16 protein-coding genes are annotated in these 16,403 nt (G+C 63.7%); 14 read left to right on the forward strand and 2 right to left on the reverse strand.

Features of this window, described 5'->3' with window-relative positions:
- Nucleotides 1–16 precede the first annotated feature (16 nt).
- From EN808_RS02995 to EN808_RS03025, 7 genes are all read left to right on the forward strand, one after another.
- Nucleotides 17–475, forward strand: a complete 459-nt coding sequence (locus EN808_RS02995) for a YbhB/YbcL family Raf kinase inhibitor-like protein (protein WP_127275690.1) — start codon at nucleotides 17–19, stop codon at nucleotides 473–475.
- 36 nt (nucleotides 476–511) lie between these two features.
- Nucleotides 512–1,267, forward strand: a complete 756-nt coding sequence (locus EN808_RS03000) for a class II aldolase/adducin family protein (RefSeq protein WP_245464240.1) — start codon at nucleotides 512–514, stop codon at nucleotides 1,265–1,267.
- Between the two features lie 101 nt (nucleotides 1,268–1,368).
- A complete protein-coding gene (locus EN808_RS03005; protein WP_135915088.1) occupies nucleotides 1,369–3,006 on the forward strand; it encodes a choline dehydrogenase in 1,638 nt (545 codons plus the stop codon).
- The gene (gene fhmpcd1, locus EN808_RS03010; protein ID WP_135915089.1) at nucleotides 3,006–3,935 is read left to right on the forward strand and encodes a 5-formyl-3-hydroxy-2-methylpyridine 4-carboxylate 5-dehydrogenase; all 930 of its coding nucleotides are present in this window, start codon (nucleotides 3,006–3,008) and stop codon (nucleotides 3,933–3,935) included. Before EN808_RS03005 ends, fhmpcd1 begins: the two co-directional genes overlap by 1 nt.
- 61 nt (nucleotides 3,936–3,996) lie before the next feature.
- On the forward strand, nucleotides 3,997–4,827 hold the full coding sequence (locus tag EN808_RS03015; RefSeq protein WP_135865500.1) for an ABC transporter ATP-binding protein: 831 nt from the start codon (nucleotides 3,997–3,999) through the stop codon (nucleotides 4,825–4,827).
- Nucleotides 4,824–5,639 carry an ABC transporter permease gene (locus EN808_RS03020; protein ID WP_135915090.1) on the forward strand — a complete coding sequence of 272 codons (816 nt, stop codon included), beginning with the start codon at nucleotides 4,824–4,826 and terminating at the stop codon, nucleotides 5,637–5,639. The genes EN808_RS03015 and EN808_RS03020 overlap by 4 nt, the downstream gene beginning before the upstream one ends.
- A 38-nt stretch (nucleotides 5,640–5,677) precedes the next feature.
- Nucleotides 5,678–6,688, forward strand: coding sequence for an ABC transporter substrate-binding protein (locus EN808_RS03025; RefSeq protein WP_135915091.1), 1,011 nt, complete (start codon nucleotides 5,678–5,680; stop codon nucleotides 6,686–6,688).
- A gap of 35 nt (nucleotides 6,689–6,723) precedes the next feature.
- On the opposite strand, the gene EN808_RS03030 is transcribed toward EN808_RS03025, so the two are convergent.
- Entirely contained in the window at nucleotides 6,724–7,149 is a 426-nt protein-coding gene (locus tag EN808_RS03030) for a hypothetical protein (protein WP_135915092.1), read from the reverse strand.
- A gap of 100 nt (nucleotides 7,150–7,249) precedes the next feature.
- Here EN808_RS03030 and EN808_RS03035 point away from each other — a divergent pair, with 100 nt between their 5' ends.
- The 7 genes from EN808_RS03035 to EN808_RS03065 all read left to right on the forward strand — a co-directional run bounded on the left by EN808_RS03035 (nucleotide 7,250) and on the right by EN808_RS03065 (nucleotide 14,799).
- Nucleotides 7,250–8,278, forward strand: coding sequence for a BMP family protein (locus EN808_RS03035; protein ID WP_127869825.1), 1,029 nt, complete (start codon nucleotides 7,250–7,252; stop codon nucleotides 8,276–8,278).
- Between the two features lie 77 nt (nucleotides 8,279–8,355).
- Entirely contained in the window at nucleotides 8,356–9,924 is a 1,569-nt protein-coding gene (locus EN808_RS03040) for an ABC transporter ATP-binding protein (RefSeq protein WP_135915093.1), read from the forward strand.
- Complete coding sequence (locus EN808_RS03045) at nucleotides 9,921–11,018, forward strand: ABC transporter permease (RefSeq protein ID WP_127869823.1); 1,098 nt, start codon at nucleotides 9,921–9,923, stop codon at nucleotides 11,016–11,018. The genes EN808_RS03040 and EN808_RS03045 overlap by 4 nt, the downstream gene beginning before the upstream one ends.
- 1 nt (nucleotide 11,019) lies before the next feature.
- On the forward strand, nucleotides 11,020–11,955 hold the full coding sequence (locus tag EN808_RS03050) for an ABC transporter permease (RefSeq protein ID WP_127869822.1): 936 nt from the start codon (nucleotides 11,020–11,022) through the stop codon (nucleotides 11,953–11,955).
- A gap of 48 nt (nucleotides 11,956–12,003) precedes the next feature.
- A complete protein-coding gene (locus EN808_RS03055) occupies nucleotides 12,004–12,810 on the forward strand; it encodes a 4-pyridoxolactonase (RefSeq protein WP_127275679.1) in 807 nt (268 codons plus the stop codon).
- Between the two features lie 26 nt (nucleotides 12,811–12,836).
- Nucleotides 12,837–14,015 (forward strand): alanine--glyoxylate aminotransferase family protein, encoded by a 1,179-nt coding sequence (locus EN808_RS03060; protein ID WP_135915094.1) that lies wholly within the window; start codon nucleotides 12,837–12,839, stop codon nucleotides 14,013–14,015.
- Between the two features lie 37 nt (nucleotides 14,016–14,052).
- Nucleotides 14,053–14,799 (forward strand): SDR family NAD(P)-dependent oxidoreductase, encoded by a 747-nt coding sequence (locus EN808_RS03065; protein ID WP_135915095.1) that lies wholly within the window; start codon nucleotides 14,053–14,055, stop codon nucleotides 14,797–14,799.
- Between the two features lie 206 nt (nucleotides 14,800–15,005).
- Here EN808_RS03065 and EN808_RS03070 read toward each other — a convergent pair whose 3' ends face one another.
- Nucleotides 15,006–16,316, reverse strand: coding sequence for an Nramp family divalent metal transporter (locus EN808_RS03070; protein WP_135915096.1), 1,311 nt, complete (start codon nucleotides 16,314–16,316; stop codon nucleotides 15,006–15,008).
- Nucleotides 16,317–16,403 lie beyond the last annotated feature (87 nt).

Raw genomic sequence — 16,403 nt, forward strand, 5'->3', positions numbered from 1 at the left:
GCGAAGGACGAATTCCATGCCCCTGAACATCAAGGACCTCAAGATTACATCGGCTGATTTCAAGCCGCTCGGGAAATTGCGCGACGAGCATGCCGGCGACAAAGGCAATGTGTTGCCCAGGCTTACGGTCAGCGGCGTGCCGGCAGGCGCGAAGGAACTCGCGGTCATCTGCCATGATCCCGACGCGCCGTTGCCCAACGGCTTCACGCACTGGGTCGTCTACGGCATCGATCCGTCGACCACCGATCTTTCGGACGCGCAGGAAAAATTCCGCGTCGGCCCCAACGGCGCCGGCGGCAAGCAGTATTACGGGCCTCAGCCGCCCGCTGGCCATGGCGAACATCACTACTACTTCTGGGTCTATGCCTTGGACACCCACGTCGAAGGGACACCCACCAGGGAGGAGTTCCTCCAGAAATATGCCGGCAACATCATCGAGCAGAATCGGATCGTCGGCATCTACGAAAACAAGTGAAATCCGCGGCGCCGGCGACCGATAACAACAACAAGAATGGTCGCTGTCACCGCAATGGGAGAATTGGAAATGAGAGACAACGGCCCCGTGCACCAGAAGGTCTTCGAAGAGCTGGTCACAGCGACGAAGATCCTTCTGAACGAAGGCATTATGGATACGTTCGGGCACATCAGCGCCCGTGACCCGGAGGATCCCGAAAGCTTCTTCCTGGCCCAGAAGCTTGCTCCGAGCCTGATTACCGTCGACGACATCCAGCGTTTCAATCTCGACGGCGAGACGTCGGATAACAGACCCTCCTATCTTGAGCGCTACATCCACAGCGAGATCTATAAGGCGCGGCCCGACGTTCAGTGTGTGCTCCACACCCATTCTCCGGCTGTCCTGCCGTACTGCTTCGTCGATACGCCGCTTCGGCCGGTCACCCACATGGGAGCATTCATCGGCGAGTCGGTCCCGGTCTACGAGATTCGCGACAAGAATGGCGACGAGACCGATCTCTTCGGCGGCAGCCCCGGGGTCTGCGCGGATATCGCCGAAAGTCTCGGCAACCAGACCGTGGTCCTCATGGCGCGGCACGGCGTCGTCAATGTCGGCAACTCCGTGCGGGAGGTCGTCTTCCGCGCCTTTTATCTCGAGCAGGAAGCGGCAGCGCTGACGGCCGGCCTGCGGATCGGCAATGTCAAATATCTGTCGCCGGGCGAGATAAAGACGGCAGGAAAACTCGTCGGCGCCCAGATCGACCGAGGATGGAATCACTGGTCGCAGCGTCTCAGGCAAGTGGGCCTTGCCTGATCCTTGAACATGGCCTGGAAGAGCATGGTCCGAACCAAGCTCTCCGGCCTCGATCTCGATAATTCTCTGGCGCCCGAGCGTCAGGCGAAAGCAACAAAACCATGCCGCATGCGGAAAGTTACGACTACATCATCGTTGGGGCCGGATCGGCCGGTTGCGTGCTCGCCAACCGGCTGAGCGCCGACCCCGGATGTTCGGTGCTGTTGCTGGAGGCCGGCGGCTGGGATCGCGACCCCATGATCCACATACCGCTTGGCTGGGGTAAGATCCTGACGGAGCGCCGCCATGACTGGATGTATTTCTGCGAGCCGGAAGACAATGTCGGAGGCCGCAGGGTCGAGTGCGCGCGCGGCAAGGTGATCGGCGGGTCGTCATCGACCAACGCCATGGCCTATGTGCGGGGCAATCGCGGCGACTACGACCGTTGGGCGGCGAGCGGGCTCGGTGACTGGTCGTACGAGAAGGTCCTGCCGTATTTCCAGAAGCAGGAAAGCTGGGAAGGGGGCGGCAACCGTTTTCGTGGTGGCAATGGTCCGGTCAGCACCCAGTTCTGCCGCTACAAGGACCCGCTGATCGACGCCTTTGCTCAGGCCAGCGTGGAGGCCGGTTATCCGCAGACGGACGACTATAATGGCGAGCGGCAGGAAGGGTTCGGCCGCCTCCAGATGACGATTTCGAAAGGCCGGCGCAGCTCGACCGCGTCCGCCTATCTGCGGCCGGCCCTGAAGCGGCCCAATCTGACCGTCCTGACCGGAGCGACGGCGACGAAGATCACCTTGGAGGGCACGCGCGCCACCGGGGTGGTGATAAACCATGGTGGCGGCGAACGGACGGTCGTCGCCCGCAAGGAAGTCCTGCTCTCGGGCGGCGTCATCAACACGCCGCAACTCCTGATGCTGTCCGGTATCGGGGCGCCAGAGGAACTCGCGGCGCACGGTATCCAGACGCGGGTCGATCTGCCGGCGGTGGGCAAGAACCTGCAGGATCACGTCTCGGTCATCCTCATGTACCGACGCCGGGCTCCGGGCGGCCCTTTCCTTCGCAACATGCGTGCCGATCGGATCGGGTTCGATTTCGCCAAGACCTACTTCACGGGTCGGGGTTTCTCGGGCGATGTTCCCGGCGGCGTTGTCGCCTTCCTGAAAAGCGGTCCGGAACGGCCGTTACCCGATGTGCAACTGCTGTTCACGGCGGCTCCGCTTGCCGCGTGGCCATACCTCAAGCCGTTCAAGGCGCCATTTCCGGACGGTTTCGCCACGCGGATCGTGGCGACGCAGCCTGAAAGCCGGGGGGCGGTGAAACTGGCCTCGGCCGATCCTCTCGCGGCGCCGCTGATCCATCAGAATTTCCTCGCTTCGCCGAAAGACTGGGAATCCCTTCGGGCCGGTTTCCGGGTGGCGAGGGATCTCGCGGCGCAGCCCTCCATGCAGCCCTTCATCGATGCGGAGTTCTTTCCCGGTCCCAAATGCCAGAGCGACGAGGAGATCGACGAGCATATCCGCAAGACCTCCATCACCGTGCATCATCCGGCCGGGACATGCCGGATGGGGGCCGATACGGCCTCGGTCGTCGACCCGCAATTGCGCCTTCGCGGCGTCGACGGCCTTAGGGTGGTGGACGCGTCCGTCATGCCCGACCTGGTCTGCGGAAACATCAATGCGGCGGTGATCATGATTGCCGAGAAAGCCGCCGACCTCATCGCGGCATCAAAAGCAGCAACGGAAAGCAGGGCAGCGTGATGATCCAACGTATCGCCATCATCGGTCTGGGTACGATGGGGCCAGGCATGGCCGCCCGGCTTGCCAGGGGCGGCCTGCAGGTCGTCGCCTACGATGTTGCCCCGGCGGCGATCGAGCGCGCGGGGGCCATGCTGGGCGTCGCCGAGACCGTTCTGGATTCCCTGGGTATCGCGGTGCCTCCGGCCGGCGCCGGAACGGTCCGCTTCACGGATGATATCGCGGACGCGGTATCGGGCGCCGACCTCGTCATCGAGAACGTTCCTGAAAACATCTCGATCAAGGCCGATGTCTATCGCACGATCGACAGCCTGATCGCATCGGACACGATCGTCGCGTCCGACACGTCGGGCATCCCGATCACCAAGCTGCAGGCGCATATCTCGCATCCCGAGCGGATGGTGGGCATGCACTGGTCGAACCCGCCGCACATCATCCCGATGATCGAGGTGATCGCCGGCGAGAAGACGGCGCCGCGGACCGTGGCCGTTATCCGCGACCTGATCCGCTCGATCGGCCTCTTGCCGGTGGTGGTCAAGAAGGACGTTCCGGGCTTCGTCGAGAACCGCGTGCTCTATGCGCTGCTCCGCGAGGCGGTCGACCTCGTCGAGCGCGGTGTCATCGAGCCGGAAGATCTCGACACCTGCGTGTCCTGGGGCATCGGTTACAAGATCGCCGTGATCGGGCCGATGGCACTGCTCGATATGGCGGGCCTCGATATCTACAAATCCGTCTCGTCCTTCCTCAACGCCGATCTTTCCAATCGCGACGACGTCGCGCCGATGGTGCTGGAAAAGACGAATGCGTCGAAGCTCGGCATCAAGTCGGGGGAGGGCATGTTCTCCTATACGCCCGAGCAGATCAAGGCGCTGCAAGGCGAGCGGGCGGGCAAACTCGTCGCCGTGCGGCGCATCCTGGAAGGCCGGGAGTAGCCAATGACACATCGTGCTCACAAGGCCGGTTGGATTGGGGCGCCGCATGGAGGACCAAACCATGCGCGTTGAGACCATTCGTGCAGCCGGCGGCCGGCCGGCCCATATCCGTCACGACGACCTGATCTCCGCCAAGGGCGTTTCGGTGGTCATGGCGAGGCAACTGGTTCTGCAGAACATCGATCTTTCGGTGCCGAAGGGATCGTTTGTTTCTCTCATTGGTCCTTCCGGTTGCGGCAAGAGCACCTTGCTCAAGGTTCTGGCCGGGCTGGTAAATCCGACAAGCGGCAGCGTTTCGATCGCCGGGCTTTCGCCAGTCGAGGCGGCGCGCAAGCGCATGATTGGTCTCGTCTTCCAGGACGCCAACCTGCTGCCGTGGAAGAATGCCGTCGACAACGCATCCATGCTGCTCGGCATCGCCGACAAGTCGCTGTCGCGCGCGGAGCTGCGGGCACGCGGACAGGAGATGCTCGAGCTGGTGGGCCTGGGCGATTCCGCCCACAAGCGTCCAAACGAATTGTCGGGTGGCATGCGCCAGCGCGTCGCCATCGCGCGGGCCCTGGCGCTCGATCCGGCGGTGCTGCTGATGGACGAGCCGTTCGGCGCGCTCGACGCCATTACCCGCGATTCGATGGGCCAGTCGCTGCTGGAGATCTGGCAACGCACCGGCAAGACCATCGTTCTCGTCACGCATTCGATCGACGAGGCCATTCATTTGTCCCGCCATGTCCATGTACTTGGGATCAAGCCCGGCCGGATCACCGAGAGCCTCGACATTGGCCTGCCCTATCCACGCGATCTGTCGGTGACGGAAGATCCGGAGTTCGTCAGGCTGGTGGTTCAACTGCGCACCATGCTGCGCGCCAGCCATCAACCGGGAGGCGCGTCATGAGCGATCAACCCATCACCAACCTCTCCGAGACGCGGCCTGCTTCCAGCTGGAGTGCGGCTACGGGCAGCTGGCTCCCGGCGGTCATACTTCTGCTGGCGACGATCGTCGTATGGGAAGCCGTGGTGCGGATCTTCGCCATCTCCGCCTACATCATTCCCGCCCCGTCCGAGATCGCGCAGTCGCTGGTCGCGCAATGGGCAACGCTGATGCAGGCGACCCTGGTGACGGCGGGCGAGATCCTGTTTGGTTTCCTTGTCTCCGTCGTGGTCGGCGTCGCCATTGCGCTGGTCATCGTGCGCTTCGACTGGCTGGGGCGAGCGCTCTATCCGCTGGTGGTGCTGTTCCAGAACGTGCCCAAGGTGGCGCTGGCGCCGATCTTCATCCTCTGGTTCGGCTATGGGCTCGCGCCCAAGATCGGGCTGATCCTTGTCATCGCCTTCTTCCCCGTGACATTGTCGATGCTGGCCGGCATGCAGGCAGTCGACCGCTCGCTGCTGTCGCTGATGAATTCGGTCGGCGCCAGCCCGACGCAGATCCTGTTCAGGATCCGCGTCCCGCATTCGCTGCCGAGCCTGATGGCGGGAACCAAGATCGCGGCCACGCTAAGCGTGATCGGCGCCATCGTCGGCGAATTCGCCGGCGCCTCGGACGGGTTGGGCTACGTCATCCAGTTCGCCTCGACCCAGCTCGACACCGCGCTGGTCTTCGCGGCGCTGCTGCTCGTCTCCGTGCTCGGCATCGCCTTCTACTACGCGGCCGAAATCCTCGAACGCATCGTGGTGCCCTGGGCACCCAAATTCAGCCAGGCCTAGGCCTCTCGATCAACCACCGACAATAAAAGGGAACAAAAATGCTGAGACGCTCACTTATCAAGGTAGCCACGCTTGCGGCATTTGCCGGGGCGCTTGGCTTCTCGAACGCGGCGCTGGCGGCGGACAAGGTCACTGTCCAGCTCGACTGGGTCGTTCGTGGCAACCACGCCATGTTCTTCGTCGGCAAGGAAAAAGGCTTCTTCGCCAAGAACGACATCGACGTCGCCGAAATCCGCAAGGGTTCGGGTTCGCCGGATGCCATGCGGCTGGTGGGCAACGGGAACGCGGATTTCGGTTTCGGCGATCTTCCCACGCTTGCCGTCGCGCGCTCGCAGAACGTTCCGGTGGTGGCGGTGGCCGCCGTCAACCAGCACTCGCCGCTGGCGATCATGTCGCTCGCAAAGACGGTGAAGCTCGCCAAGCCGGCTGATCTCAAGGGCCTGACCATCGGCATCCATCCGGCGGGCTCGACATACATCTTCTTCAAGGGCTTCCTGGCGGCCAATGGCCTGACCGAAAAGGACATGACGCTGAACAGCGTCTCGCCGCCCTATGAGAGCTATCTGCTTCTGGGCCGGGTGCAGACGGTGGTCGGCTATGTCGACGCCGAGGTGCCCGAACTGGAGGCCAAGGCGGGCGGTCCGGGTTCGCTCAGCATCATGATGGGCGCCGACCATGGCTGGAAGGCTTATGGCTCTGGCCTGTTCACCTCGGAGGCGATGATCAAGGACAAGCCCGACGTCGCCGCCCGCTTCGTCAAAGCATACAGGGAAGCCTTCGACTATGTCGTCGCCCATCCGGAAGAAGCCGCCGAGATCACGGCGAAGGCTGCTCCGGGCTATGCGGACAAGAAGGATGTGCTGCTGGCGCAGATCAAGGCCGACATCGCCTCGACCTTCACCAGCCCCGACACCAAGGACCATGGCCTCGGCTGGATGACGAAGACGCAGTGGGAGGAAACCCTGAAGACGCTCACCGACCAGGGCGTGCTCAAGACGGCCCTGTCGGCCGACGACGTCTTCACCGACAAGTTCCTGTCGAAGGAATAGGACACGATGTCCCGGGCGGACGCATCAATGAGCGCCTACCGGCACGCCAGGCCGTCCTGCAGCATGCTGCAGGACACCGCGCGCGCGCCCTTGGCGGCGTCGGTCCGGTCGAGCGCGATCTGCGCGCGGGTGGCGTATGCGCGGCCAGCCAGGCCGCACCACAGCCGCTCGACCGGCAGGTTCTCGCGCTTGTCGTTGAGAATGGTGAAGGTGCCGGTCTTGGGGTCGAACCAGAGTTCGATGCGAGCGCTCTTGCCCGGCTCGATCGTGGCGATCCCTTCCGAATACCAGTGGGCAAAGTCGGCGTTGCAGGACACGCCTTCCGTGCCCGCATTCGAAATCGTCAACGGCACCATGTCGAGCCCGTCGGTGCCCTTGCGGACAATCACATGGTGCAACTCAACCGCGTTGGCGAGCGATGTGAACGCCAAAATCACGGGAAGGGCATAACGGATTTTCACTTTGCCTGAGCTCCATGGGGTAGTTTTCTCAGGCAGTCTATCTCGCTTCGGCGCAATAACAACAAGAATATTGATTGGAAAATCAAACAGAGAGGGTAATATGTTTAAGATTCTTAAGAGCAGTGTAAGTGCATTTATATTGTGCGGTGTCTTGATGGGCGGCGCGCTTGCCGGCGAAGTCAAGTCGATCGCCATCCTGACGCCCGAAGAGGGCACGGATTATGGCTGGAACCAGCAGGGCATTGATGCCGCCAAGGCAGCTGGCAAGGCCGCCGGTGTCGAGGTGGTGGTGGCCCAGGGCCTCGGCTATGGCGATGTCCGTCCGACGCTGCGCGAGCTCGCGTCCGACGGCGCCAGCCTGCTGATCGCGCATGCCAGCGGCTACAACACCTCGGCGCCCGAGATCGCCAAGGAACTGAAGGTTCCGGTGGCGATCGTCGACACGCCGAACGGCCTGGAGAAGGGCCTCGTCGCCGATTACACGCTGAGCGGTCACCAGGGCGCTTATCTGGCCGGCCGTCTCGCCGCCAAGATGTCGCGCTCGAAGTCGGTCGGCATCGTCGTCTCCGGCGAACCGCCATCGTGGAACTCGCAGTCGGCGGCGTTCGCGCAGGGCGTGAAGGCGGAGAACCCGGACGTCAAGATCACCTATGCGGTGATCGGGCCGGCCGCCTACAGTGACGCCGCAGGCGGCAAGCGCGTCACCGAAAGCGTTATCGCCTCGGGCGCCGACATCATCTTCGGCCAGGGCAACGGCTCCAGCTTCGGCATGCTGCAGGCGGTCGAGACGACCAAGGCCGCCGATGGCGGCAAGGTCTATTTCATCGACGTCATCGGCGACAAGTCGCCGATCGACAAGGGCTTCCTGCTGTCGTCGGTGGTGTGGAACATCGAACCGGTCTACGCGGCGATGATCGCCGACCTGAAGGCCGACACGTTCGGTACCAAGCACTATTCGATCGGCCTCAAGGACGATTCCGTGCAGTTGCTGAAGACCGCCGCCATCCCGGACAAGGTCTGGGGCGAAATCCAGGCGCTGCGCGAGGACGTCATTTCCGGCAAGATCAAGGTCGAGCCGGTCTATGACGCGGCCGCCGTCAGGGCGCTGATGACAAGCGTCGCCCAGTAAGGCGATCAAAGTCGGCTGCCGGAGGGGCGATCGGTTCGCTCCTCCGGACCGTTCCCATTTTCTGGTGCTGGGCTTTCATGAGCAGTCTTTCTTCATCGCCCGTCGATATCAGCGACATCGTCGCGCTTGAAGGCGTGACCAAACGCTTTCCCGGCATTGTCGCCAATGACGGCATCGACCTGTCGATCCGCCCTGGCGAGGTGCATGTGCTGCTCGGCGAGAACGGCGCGGGAAAATCCACCTTGATCGGCATGCTGTCGGGCCTGCAGCAGCCGGACGAGGGGCGCATCCTTGTCGACGGCAAGCCGACGCCGATCACATCGCCGCGCCATGCGCTGGCGCTCGGCATTGGCACGGTGTTCCAGCACATGATGCTGGTACCCACCCTGACGGTCGCCGAGAACCTGCTTCTTGGCGGGCCGTGGTGGCAGCGTCCCAGGACCGAGGAGCTCGAGGCCCGCGTGGCCGAGATCACCCGCAGCCTCGGCATCACGGTGAAATTGCATGCCAGGGTTTCGGAACTCTCGCTCGGCGAGCAGCAGCAGGTCGAGATCCTGCGCGCCATGGTGCGCAACAGCCGCCTGCTGATCCTCGACGAATCCACCTCGATGCTGACACCGAAGGGCATCGAGGAACTTGGCGCACTGATGCGCCGCCTCGTCGAGCAAGGATTGGCGATCGTCTTCATCACACACAAGCTCAAGGAGGCGGCCGCCTTCGGCGACCGCATCTCGGTGCTGAAGCTCGGCCGCAAGGTCGGCGAGATTCCGCCCGAGCGGTTTCGCGCGCTCGGCGAACAGGAGATCATTTCCGAGATCGTGGAGTTGATGTTCGGCAAGCAGAAGGATGATCCCGAAGCGATCGAACGCCCGGCCCGCGCGGTCGATGCGCAAGCCGCGCCGCTGCTTCAGGTCGCGGATCTCACGGTCGCGCCGACCGACAACGCGCCCGGCCTGTCGTCGATCTCCTTCGACATCCGTCCGGGCGAGATACTCGGCATCGCCGGCATCGACGGCAACGGCCAGAAGCAGCTGGCGGAGGCCTTGGCCGGCCAGCGTGTGGCGACCGGTGGTTCGGTCCGGCTGGAGGGCGTCTCCATCGAGACCCTGAGTGTCGGCGAACGCCGCCAGCGCGGTCTTCGCTACCTGACCGACGACCGGCTGGGCGAGGGCACTGTCGGCACGTTCCCGGTCTCCATCAATTTCTTCCTCAAGCAGGTCGGCGCGGCGCCCTTCTGGCGCGGCGGCGTCGAGCAGCGCGCCGAGATCGACAAGCGCGCCGCCGAGCTCGTGCGCGAATACGATGTGCGCACGCCAAGCCTGAAGACGCCGGTCGCGCGGCTTTCGGGGGGCAACATCCAGAAGGTGCTACTGGCGCGCGAACTGGCCGAGGGCGCGAAGGTGGTGATCTTCAACAAGCCGACCTACGGGCTCGATCTCGCCAACACGCTGGCCTCGCGCCAGCGCATCCGCGACACGGCGGCACGCGGCCTCGCCGTACTCCTGATCTCCACCGACCTCGAGGAACTGCTCAGCATGTGCGACCGCATCGCGGTGATCGCCAATGGCGCGCTGGTCGGCACCGTCGCCAATGCCGACGACGCCCGCACCAGGGTCGGCCGCCTGATGATCGGACTTGCCGCATGAGCATCGACACCGCACCCGCCGCCAGCGCCACCGCACTCGATGCCACGAGCGGGGCGGCCACGCGCCGTGACATTCTGCATCGGCTGCTGATGACGATTGGTCCGATCCTTGCCGCTCTCGTCATCGCCGGCTGCATCCTGCTTGCCGTGGGCGTCGACCCGCTCGCCTACTATGGCTATGTGCTGGAAAAGGGCCTGTTCTCGCCGCTCGGCATCCAGCAGACGCTGACGCGCATGGCGCCGCTGCTGTTTCTCGCCGCCGGCCTGATCGTGGCCTTTCGCGCCGGCATGTGGAATCTGGGCGGCGACGGCCAGTTCCTGCTCGGCGCGGTCACCGCGGCCGCGAGCGCTCCGGTGCTGGTGCAGATATTGCCCGCCTGGCTGGCGCTCTTCTGTTCGTTCCTGATCGCCATGCTGGTGGCCATGATCTGGTCGCTGGTGCCGGCGCTGCTGCGCGCCTATCAGGGCGTCAACGAGATCATCACCACGCTGATGATGACGTTCCTCGGCACGTCGCTCGCCAATGTGCTGGTCAAGCTGGTGTTTCGCGATCCAGGCACGACCGTGCCACAGACCCGCACGCTGCCGGTGGAAGACCGGCTGCCGCGCCTGTTTGAAACCACGATCACCAGTGGCCTGCTGCTCGGCCTGGCGGCAATCATCATCGTGCATCTGGTGATGACGCGCACGGCTTTCGGGTTGAAATTGCGCATCGTCGGCGCCAATCCGCGCGCCGCGGTTCATGCGGGGCTGGGCGTGCCCGGGCTGACCATTGCGGTCTTTGCCATTTCGGCCGGACTCGCGGGTCTTGCCGGCGCTGTCGACATCATCGGCGTGCAGGGCAATGTCCGCGCCGACTGGAACCCCGCCTATGGGCTGGCGGTCATTCCGGCCGTGTTTCTCGCCCGCATGAACGGCTTTGCCGCGATAGGCTTCGTGTTCCTGCTTTCGGTGCTGTCGATCGGCGGCGAGAGCGCGGCGCGGCGACTTGGCGTGCCCAATCATTTCACGCTGGTGCTGGTCTCCATCGTGCTGATCGTGCTCGCTCTCGCCGAGTATGTCGACCACCGCTATCACCAGTCGAGAAAGGCCTGACATGACCGGGCTGTTCAGCGAAGTCTTTCTCAGCGCGTTGCTGTTTGGCGCCGTCACGGCGGCCATCCCGTTGTTGCTTGCCGGCCTCGGCGAACAGATGTCGGAAAAGGCCGGCGTGCTCAACATCGGCATCGAAGGCATGATGCTGGCCGGCGCCTATCTCGGCTTCGTCGGCGCCTTCTATTCGGGATCGCTGTGGCTGGGCTTCCTCACGGGTGCGGCCGGCGGCATTGCGGTGGCGCTGATCATGGCGCTGCTTTGCGTGCGCATCGGGCTGAACCAGATCGTCATCGGCATCGCGCTGACGCTTGGTCTCGAAGGCCTGACGGCGCTGCTTCACCATTTCCAGTTCTCGCGCAGTTATCCCCGCCTGCCGGCGGCGGACGCAACCGTCATTCCGCTGCTGTCGGACATTCCGATCATCGGCCCGGCCTTCTTCAAGCATCATCTGATCGTCTATCTGGCGGTCGCCCTTGTGTTCGGCATGGGCTACCTCTACCGGCGCACGCAGCTCGGCCTCAATCTGCAGGCCGCCGGCGACAAGCCGGCCGCGCTCGACGTTGCCGGCATCGACGTCATCAGGACCCGAACCATCGCCGTGCTGACGACCGGCGCGCTGGCCGGGCTCGGCGGCGCCTATCTCGCCAATGTCGGGGCGGGCCTGTTCATTCCGTTCATCACCAATGGCGCCGGCTTTCTCGGCATCGTGCTGGCCATGCTGGCGCGCGGGCGTCCGGTCTGGGTGCTCTTCGGGGCGCTTTTGTTCGGCGTCTGCCTGTCGCTGACCACGGCCATGCAGGTGGCGGGCATCAACATCCCGACCGACGTCATCCAGATGCTGCCTTTCCTGGCGGTGATGATCATGCTGGTGCTGTTCGGGCGGCGGGCCAGCCTGCCGGCGGCGCTCGGCATCCCATACGAGCGCGGCGCGCGCTGACAGAAACCAGATGCGCGGATGGGACCCGCGCCGGAAACGGAGGCAACAATGTCGGATACCAAGGTCTACCTGCTCGACGGCGGCTCGCTCGTCCTCGACGGCTATCATGTCTTCTGGAATCGCGGCCCGGGCGGCGAAGTGCGCTTCCCCGTCTACTCGATCCTGATCGAGCATGCCGAGGGCCGCTTCCTCATCGACACCGGCTACGACTATGACCACGTCATGAAGGTGCTGCCCTTCGAGAAGCCGATCCAGGAAAAGCACCAGACCATTCCCGGCGCGCTGGCGCTGCTCGGGCTGGAGCCCAGGGATATCGACGTCGTCGTCAACTCGCATTTCCATTTCGACCATTGCGGCGGCAACAAGTATTTTCCGCACGCCAAGAAGATCTGCCATCGCACGGAGGTCCCGCAGGCCTGCAATCCGCAGCCCTTCGAACATCTCGGCTATTCCGACTTGAGCTTCTCGGCCGAGGCGGCCGAAGCGCGTGGCGCGACCGCCCAGTTGCTGGAGGGCACGACGCGCGCCAACTCGACCTTCGAGGGCATTGACGGTGACGTCGACCTCGCCAAGGGCGTCAAGCTGATCTCGACCCCCGGGCACTCGATCGGTCATTACAGCCTCCTGGTCGAGTTTCCCAAGCGCAAGCCGATCATGTTCACGATCGACGCCGCCTATACGCAGAAGAGCCTTGAAACGCTTTGCCAGGCAGCCTTCCATATCGACCCGGTCGCGGGCGTCAATTCGATGCGCAAGGTGAAGAAACTTGCCGAGGATCACGGCGCCGAGCTGATGTACTCGCACGACATGGACAACTTCAAAACCTACAAAACCGGCACGCAGTTCTACGGCTGACCGCCGCCAATCCGGAGACCAAGACCATGCGCTATCTCGAACACGCCGATCCGGTCATCACCCTGACCGCTGGACCGGTGAACGCTTATGCCGAGGTGCTGCGGGGCCTCGGCCGCACCGTGCTTTACGATTACGACCCGGCCTTCCAGCTCTTCTACGAGAAGGTCGTCGACAAGGCGCAGAAGGCGATGCGGCTTTCCAACAAGCCGGTCATCCTGCATGGCGAGCCGGTGCTGGGCCTGGAAGCGGCGGCAGCGTCGCTGATCACGCCCGACGACGTGGTGCTCAACCTTGCCTCGGGTGTCTACGGCAAGGGGTTCGGCTACTGGGCGAAACGCTATTCGCCGCATCTGCTCGAGATCGAGGTGCCCTACAATGAGGCGATCGACCCGCAGGCGGTTGCCGACATGCTGAAGGCGCATCCGGAAATCACGGTCGTCTCCGTCTGCCATCACGACACCCCGTCGGGCACGATCAATCCGATCGATGCTATCGGCGCGCTGGTATCGGCGCATGGCGGCTACCTGATCGTCGATGCCGTGTCGTCGTTCGGGGGCATGAAGACGCATCCGGAGGACTGCAAGGCCGACATCTATGTCACCGGGCCGAACAAGTGCCTCGGCGCACCTCCCGGCCTGACCATGATGGGCGTCAGCGAGCGGGCCTGGGCCAAGATGAAGGCCAATCCGCTGGCGCCGCGCGCATCGATGCTGAGCATCGTCGATTGGGAAAATGCCTGGTCGAGGGAAAAGCCGTTTCCGTTCACGCCATCGGTCTCGGAAATCAACGGGCTCGATGTCGCGCTCGACCTCTATCTCAACGAGGGGCCGGAAGCGGTGTGGGCGCGCCATGCCCTGACCGCCAAGGCCATGCGTGCGGGCGCCACCGCGATGGGCCTGTCGATCTGGGCCGCCTGCGACAAGATCGCCTCGCCGACGACGACCGCTGTCCGCACGCCGGATGGTGTCGATGAGAAAGCACTTCGCCAGGCAGCGCGCGCCCGCTACGGCGTGGTGTTTTCGTCGGGCCGCGGCGAAACCTTGGGCAAGCTGACCCGCATCGGCCATATGGGCCCGACGGCGCAGCCGATCTACGCGATCGCGGCACTGGCGGCGCTTGGCGGCGCCATGAATGCGGCAGGCCGCAAGCTTGCGGTCGGCAAGGGCATCGACGCGGCGCTGGCCGTGATCGACGCCGACGCCTGAACAGACATCACCAGATTGCGCATTGAGGAGAAATTTCATGACTGAACGGCTTGCGGGAAAGGCGGCGCTGGTGACGGGCGCCGCACAGGGCATCGGCAAGGCGATCGCGGCGCGGCTGGCGGCCGACGGCGCGACCGTCATCGTCAGCGACATCAATGCCGAGGGTGCGAAGGCCGCGGCCACCGCGATCGGCGGCAAGGCGAAGGCTGTCGCCGCCGATATTTCCGATCCGGCCTCGGTCAAGGCGCTGTTCGGCGAGATCCAGGCGCTGACCGGCGGCGTCGAGATCCTGGTCAACAATGCCAGCATCGTGCCGTTCGTCGCCTGGGACGATGTCGACCTCGACCATTGGCGCAAGATCATCGACGTCAACCTGACAGGGACGTTCATCGTCACCCGGGCGGCGACGGACCAGATGCGGGCGGCGGGCAAGGCCGGACGCGTGATCAGCATCGCCTCCAACACCTTCTTCGCCGGCACGCCGAACATGGCCGCCTATGTCGCGGCCAAGGGCGGCGTCATCGGTTTCACCCGGGCGCTGGCCACCGAGCTTGGCAAGTACAACATCACCGCCAATGCGGTGACGCCCGGTCTGATCGAGAGCGATGGCGTCAAGGCCAGCCCGCACAACGAGGCGTTCGGCTTCGTCGAGATGCTGCAGGCGATGAAGGGCAAGGGCCAGCCCGAACACATCGCCGATGTCGTGGCATTTCTCGCATCCGATGACGCGCGCTGGATCACCGGCCAGACGCTCAACGTCGATGCGGGCATGATCCGGCATTAGAGGCCATCGACACATCGACAGCCACGGCCGGCAGGTTGCGGGCGGCAGGGACCCGCCTGAGGCTATGTGGATCGACTCGACGAAAGCGGGGCTTTCCGTACTCGTTCGCAGGCTAAGTGGGGCTAGATCGGCCGAACGGCCCCACACGCCCCTGCTGATGACGGTGTTGCGGTAGGCTTCCCCAACCCGGTTGGGACTCGCGGCATTCAAAAGACCCACTGCAGCGCAAGGCCGACCACGGACAGTCCCATTGTGACTGTCGCAAGCCATCCGAGAAAGCGCAGCCAACCCTCGACGGGGAATTCGCCCATGATGTCGGAACGCCCGGTCATCAGCATCATGACGACCATTACGGGGACGGCGCATATGCCGTTGATGACGGCGCTCCAGTAAAGCGCCTTTATGGGATCGATCGGCGTGAACATGATCCCCATGCCCAGCGCCACGGCGGCCGCCAAGGTCGCATAAAATGCCATGGCTTCCTTCGGCTTGCGCTCCAGTCCCACTGGCCAACGGCGCGCCTCACCCACGGCGAAGGCGGCCGAGCCCGCCAGAACCGGAACCGCGAGAAGGCCGGTGCCGATTATCCCCATTGCAAAGATCGCAAATGCGAATTTGCCTGCGACCGGCTCCAGCGCCTTGGCCGCATCGGTGGAGGAATTAATGTCGGTCACTCCGGCCTTGTGCAAGGTGGCGGCGGTCGTGACGATGATTGCAATGGCTATCAGGTTCGAAAAAGCCATGCCCACCAAGGTGTCGGCGCGAATGCGCTGGAAGGCGCCCGACGCCTGCCACGGTGCCCATCTCAGCGGCTTGGCCTTCGGGTCGATCTTCTCCTCTTCGACCTCTTGCGACGCCTGCCAGAAGAACAGGTAGGGAGAAATCGTGGTGCCGAGTATGGCCAGAAGCGTCGTGAAAAACGCTCGGTTCCATTCCATGTGCGGGAGAACGACCCCCTTGAGGGCCTCCCCCCATGGGATATCAGCCAGAAACGCAGCCACCACATAGGCAAAGAGGCTCAGCGTTGTCCATTTCAGGACCGTGACGTATCGGCTGTAGTCGAGAAAGACGATCGCCAGAACGCATGCCATGCCGAACGCAAGGACGTAAAGCGAGCTTGGGCCGCCCACCAGCAGTCGCAGCGCATCAGCCATCGCGCTCAGGTCCGCCCCGATGTTGATCACGTTGGCGGCGAACAAAAGCAAGGCTACAAAATACATCAAGGCAGGCGGGTAGTATCGGGAGAGATTGCCGGAAATACCTCGACCTGTCGTCCGCCCTATCCGCGCGGCTATCTCCTGGATCGCGACCATGAGCGGAAAAGTGAATACCATGGTCCAACCGACATTGAACCCCAGCTGGGCGCCCGCTTGGCTGTACGTGCCGATGCCCGAAGGGTCGTCGTCCGAAGCGCCTGTGATGAAACCAGGTCCGATTGTGCGCAGGAATCGCTGGACTGGCCCTTTTGCCCGAATGTTGCTCTGTTTCTCCGAGACGTCGACGCTCGTGTTGCTCATGCAGGTGCTCCAGAAACGCGGATCCTTCGAGATCCGCTTGAAGCAAAATTCGGCGATCGCCGTTCGGTTCCTTTAGCCATTGCTGAA

It is taken from the genome of Mesorhizobium sp. M8A.F.Ca.ET.165.01.1.1 (genome assembly GCF_004792065.1).
Classification (GTDB): Bacteria; Pseudomonadota; Alphaproteobacteria; order Rhizobiales; family Rhizobiaceae; genus Mesorhizobium.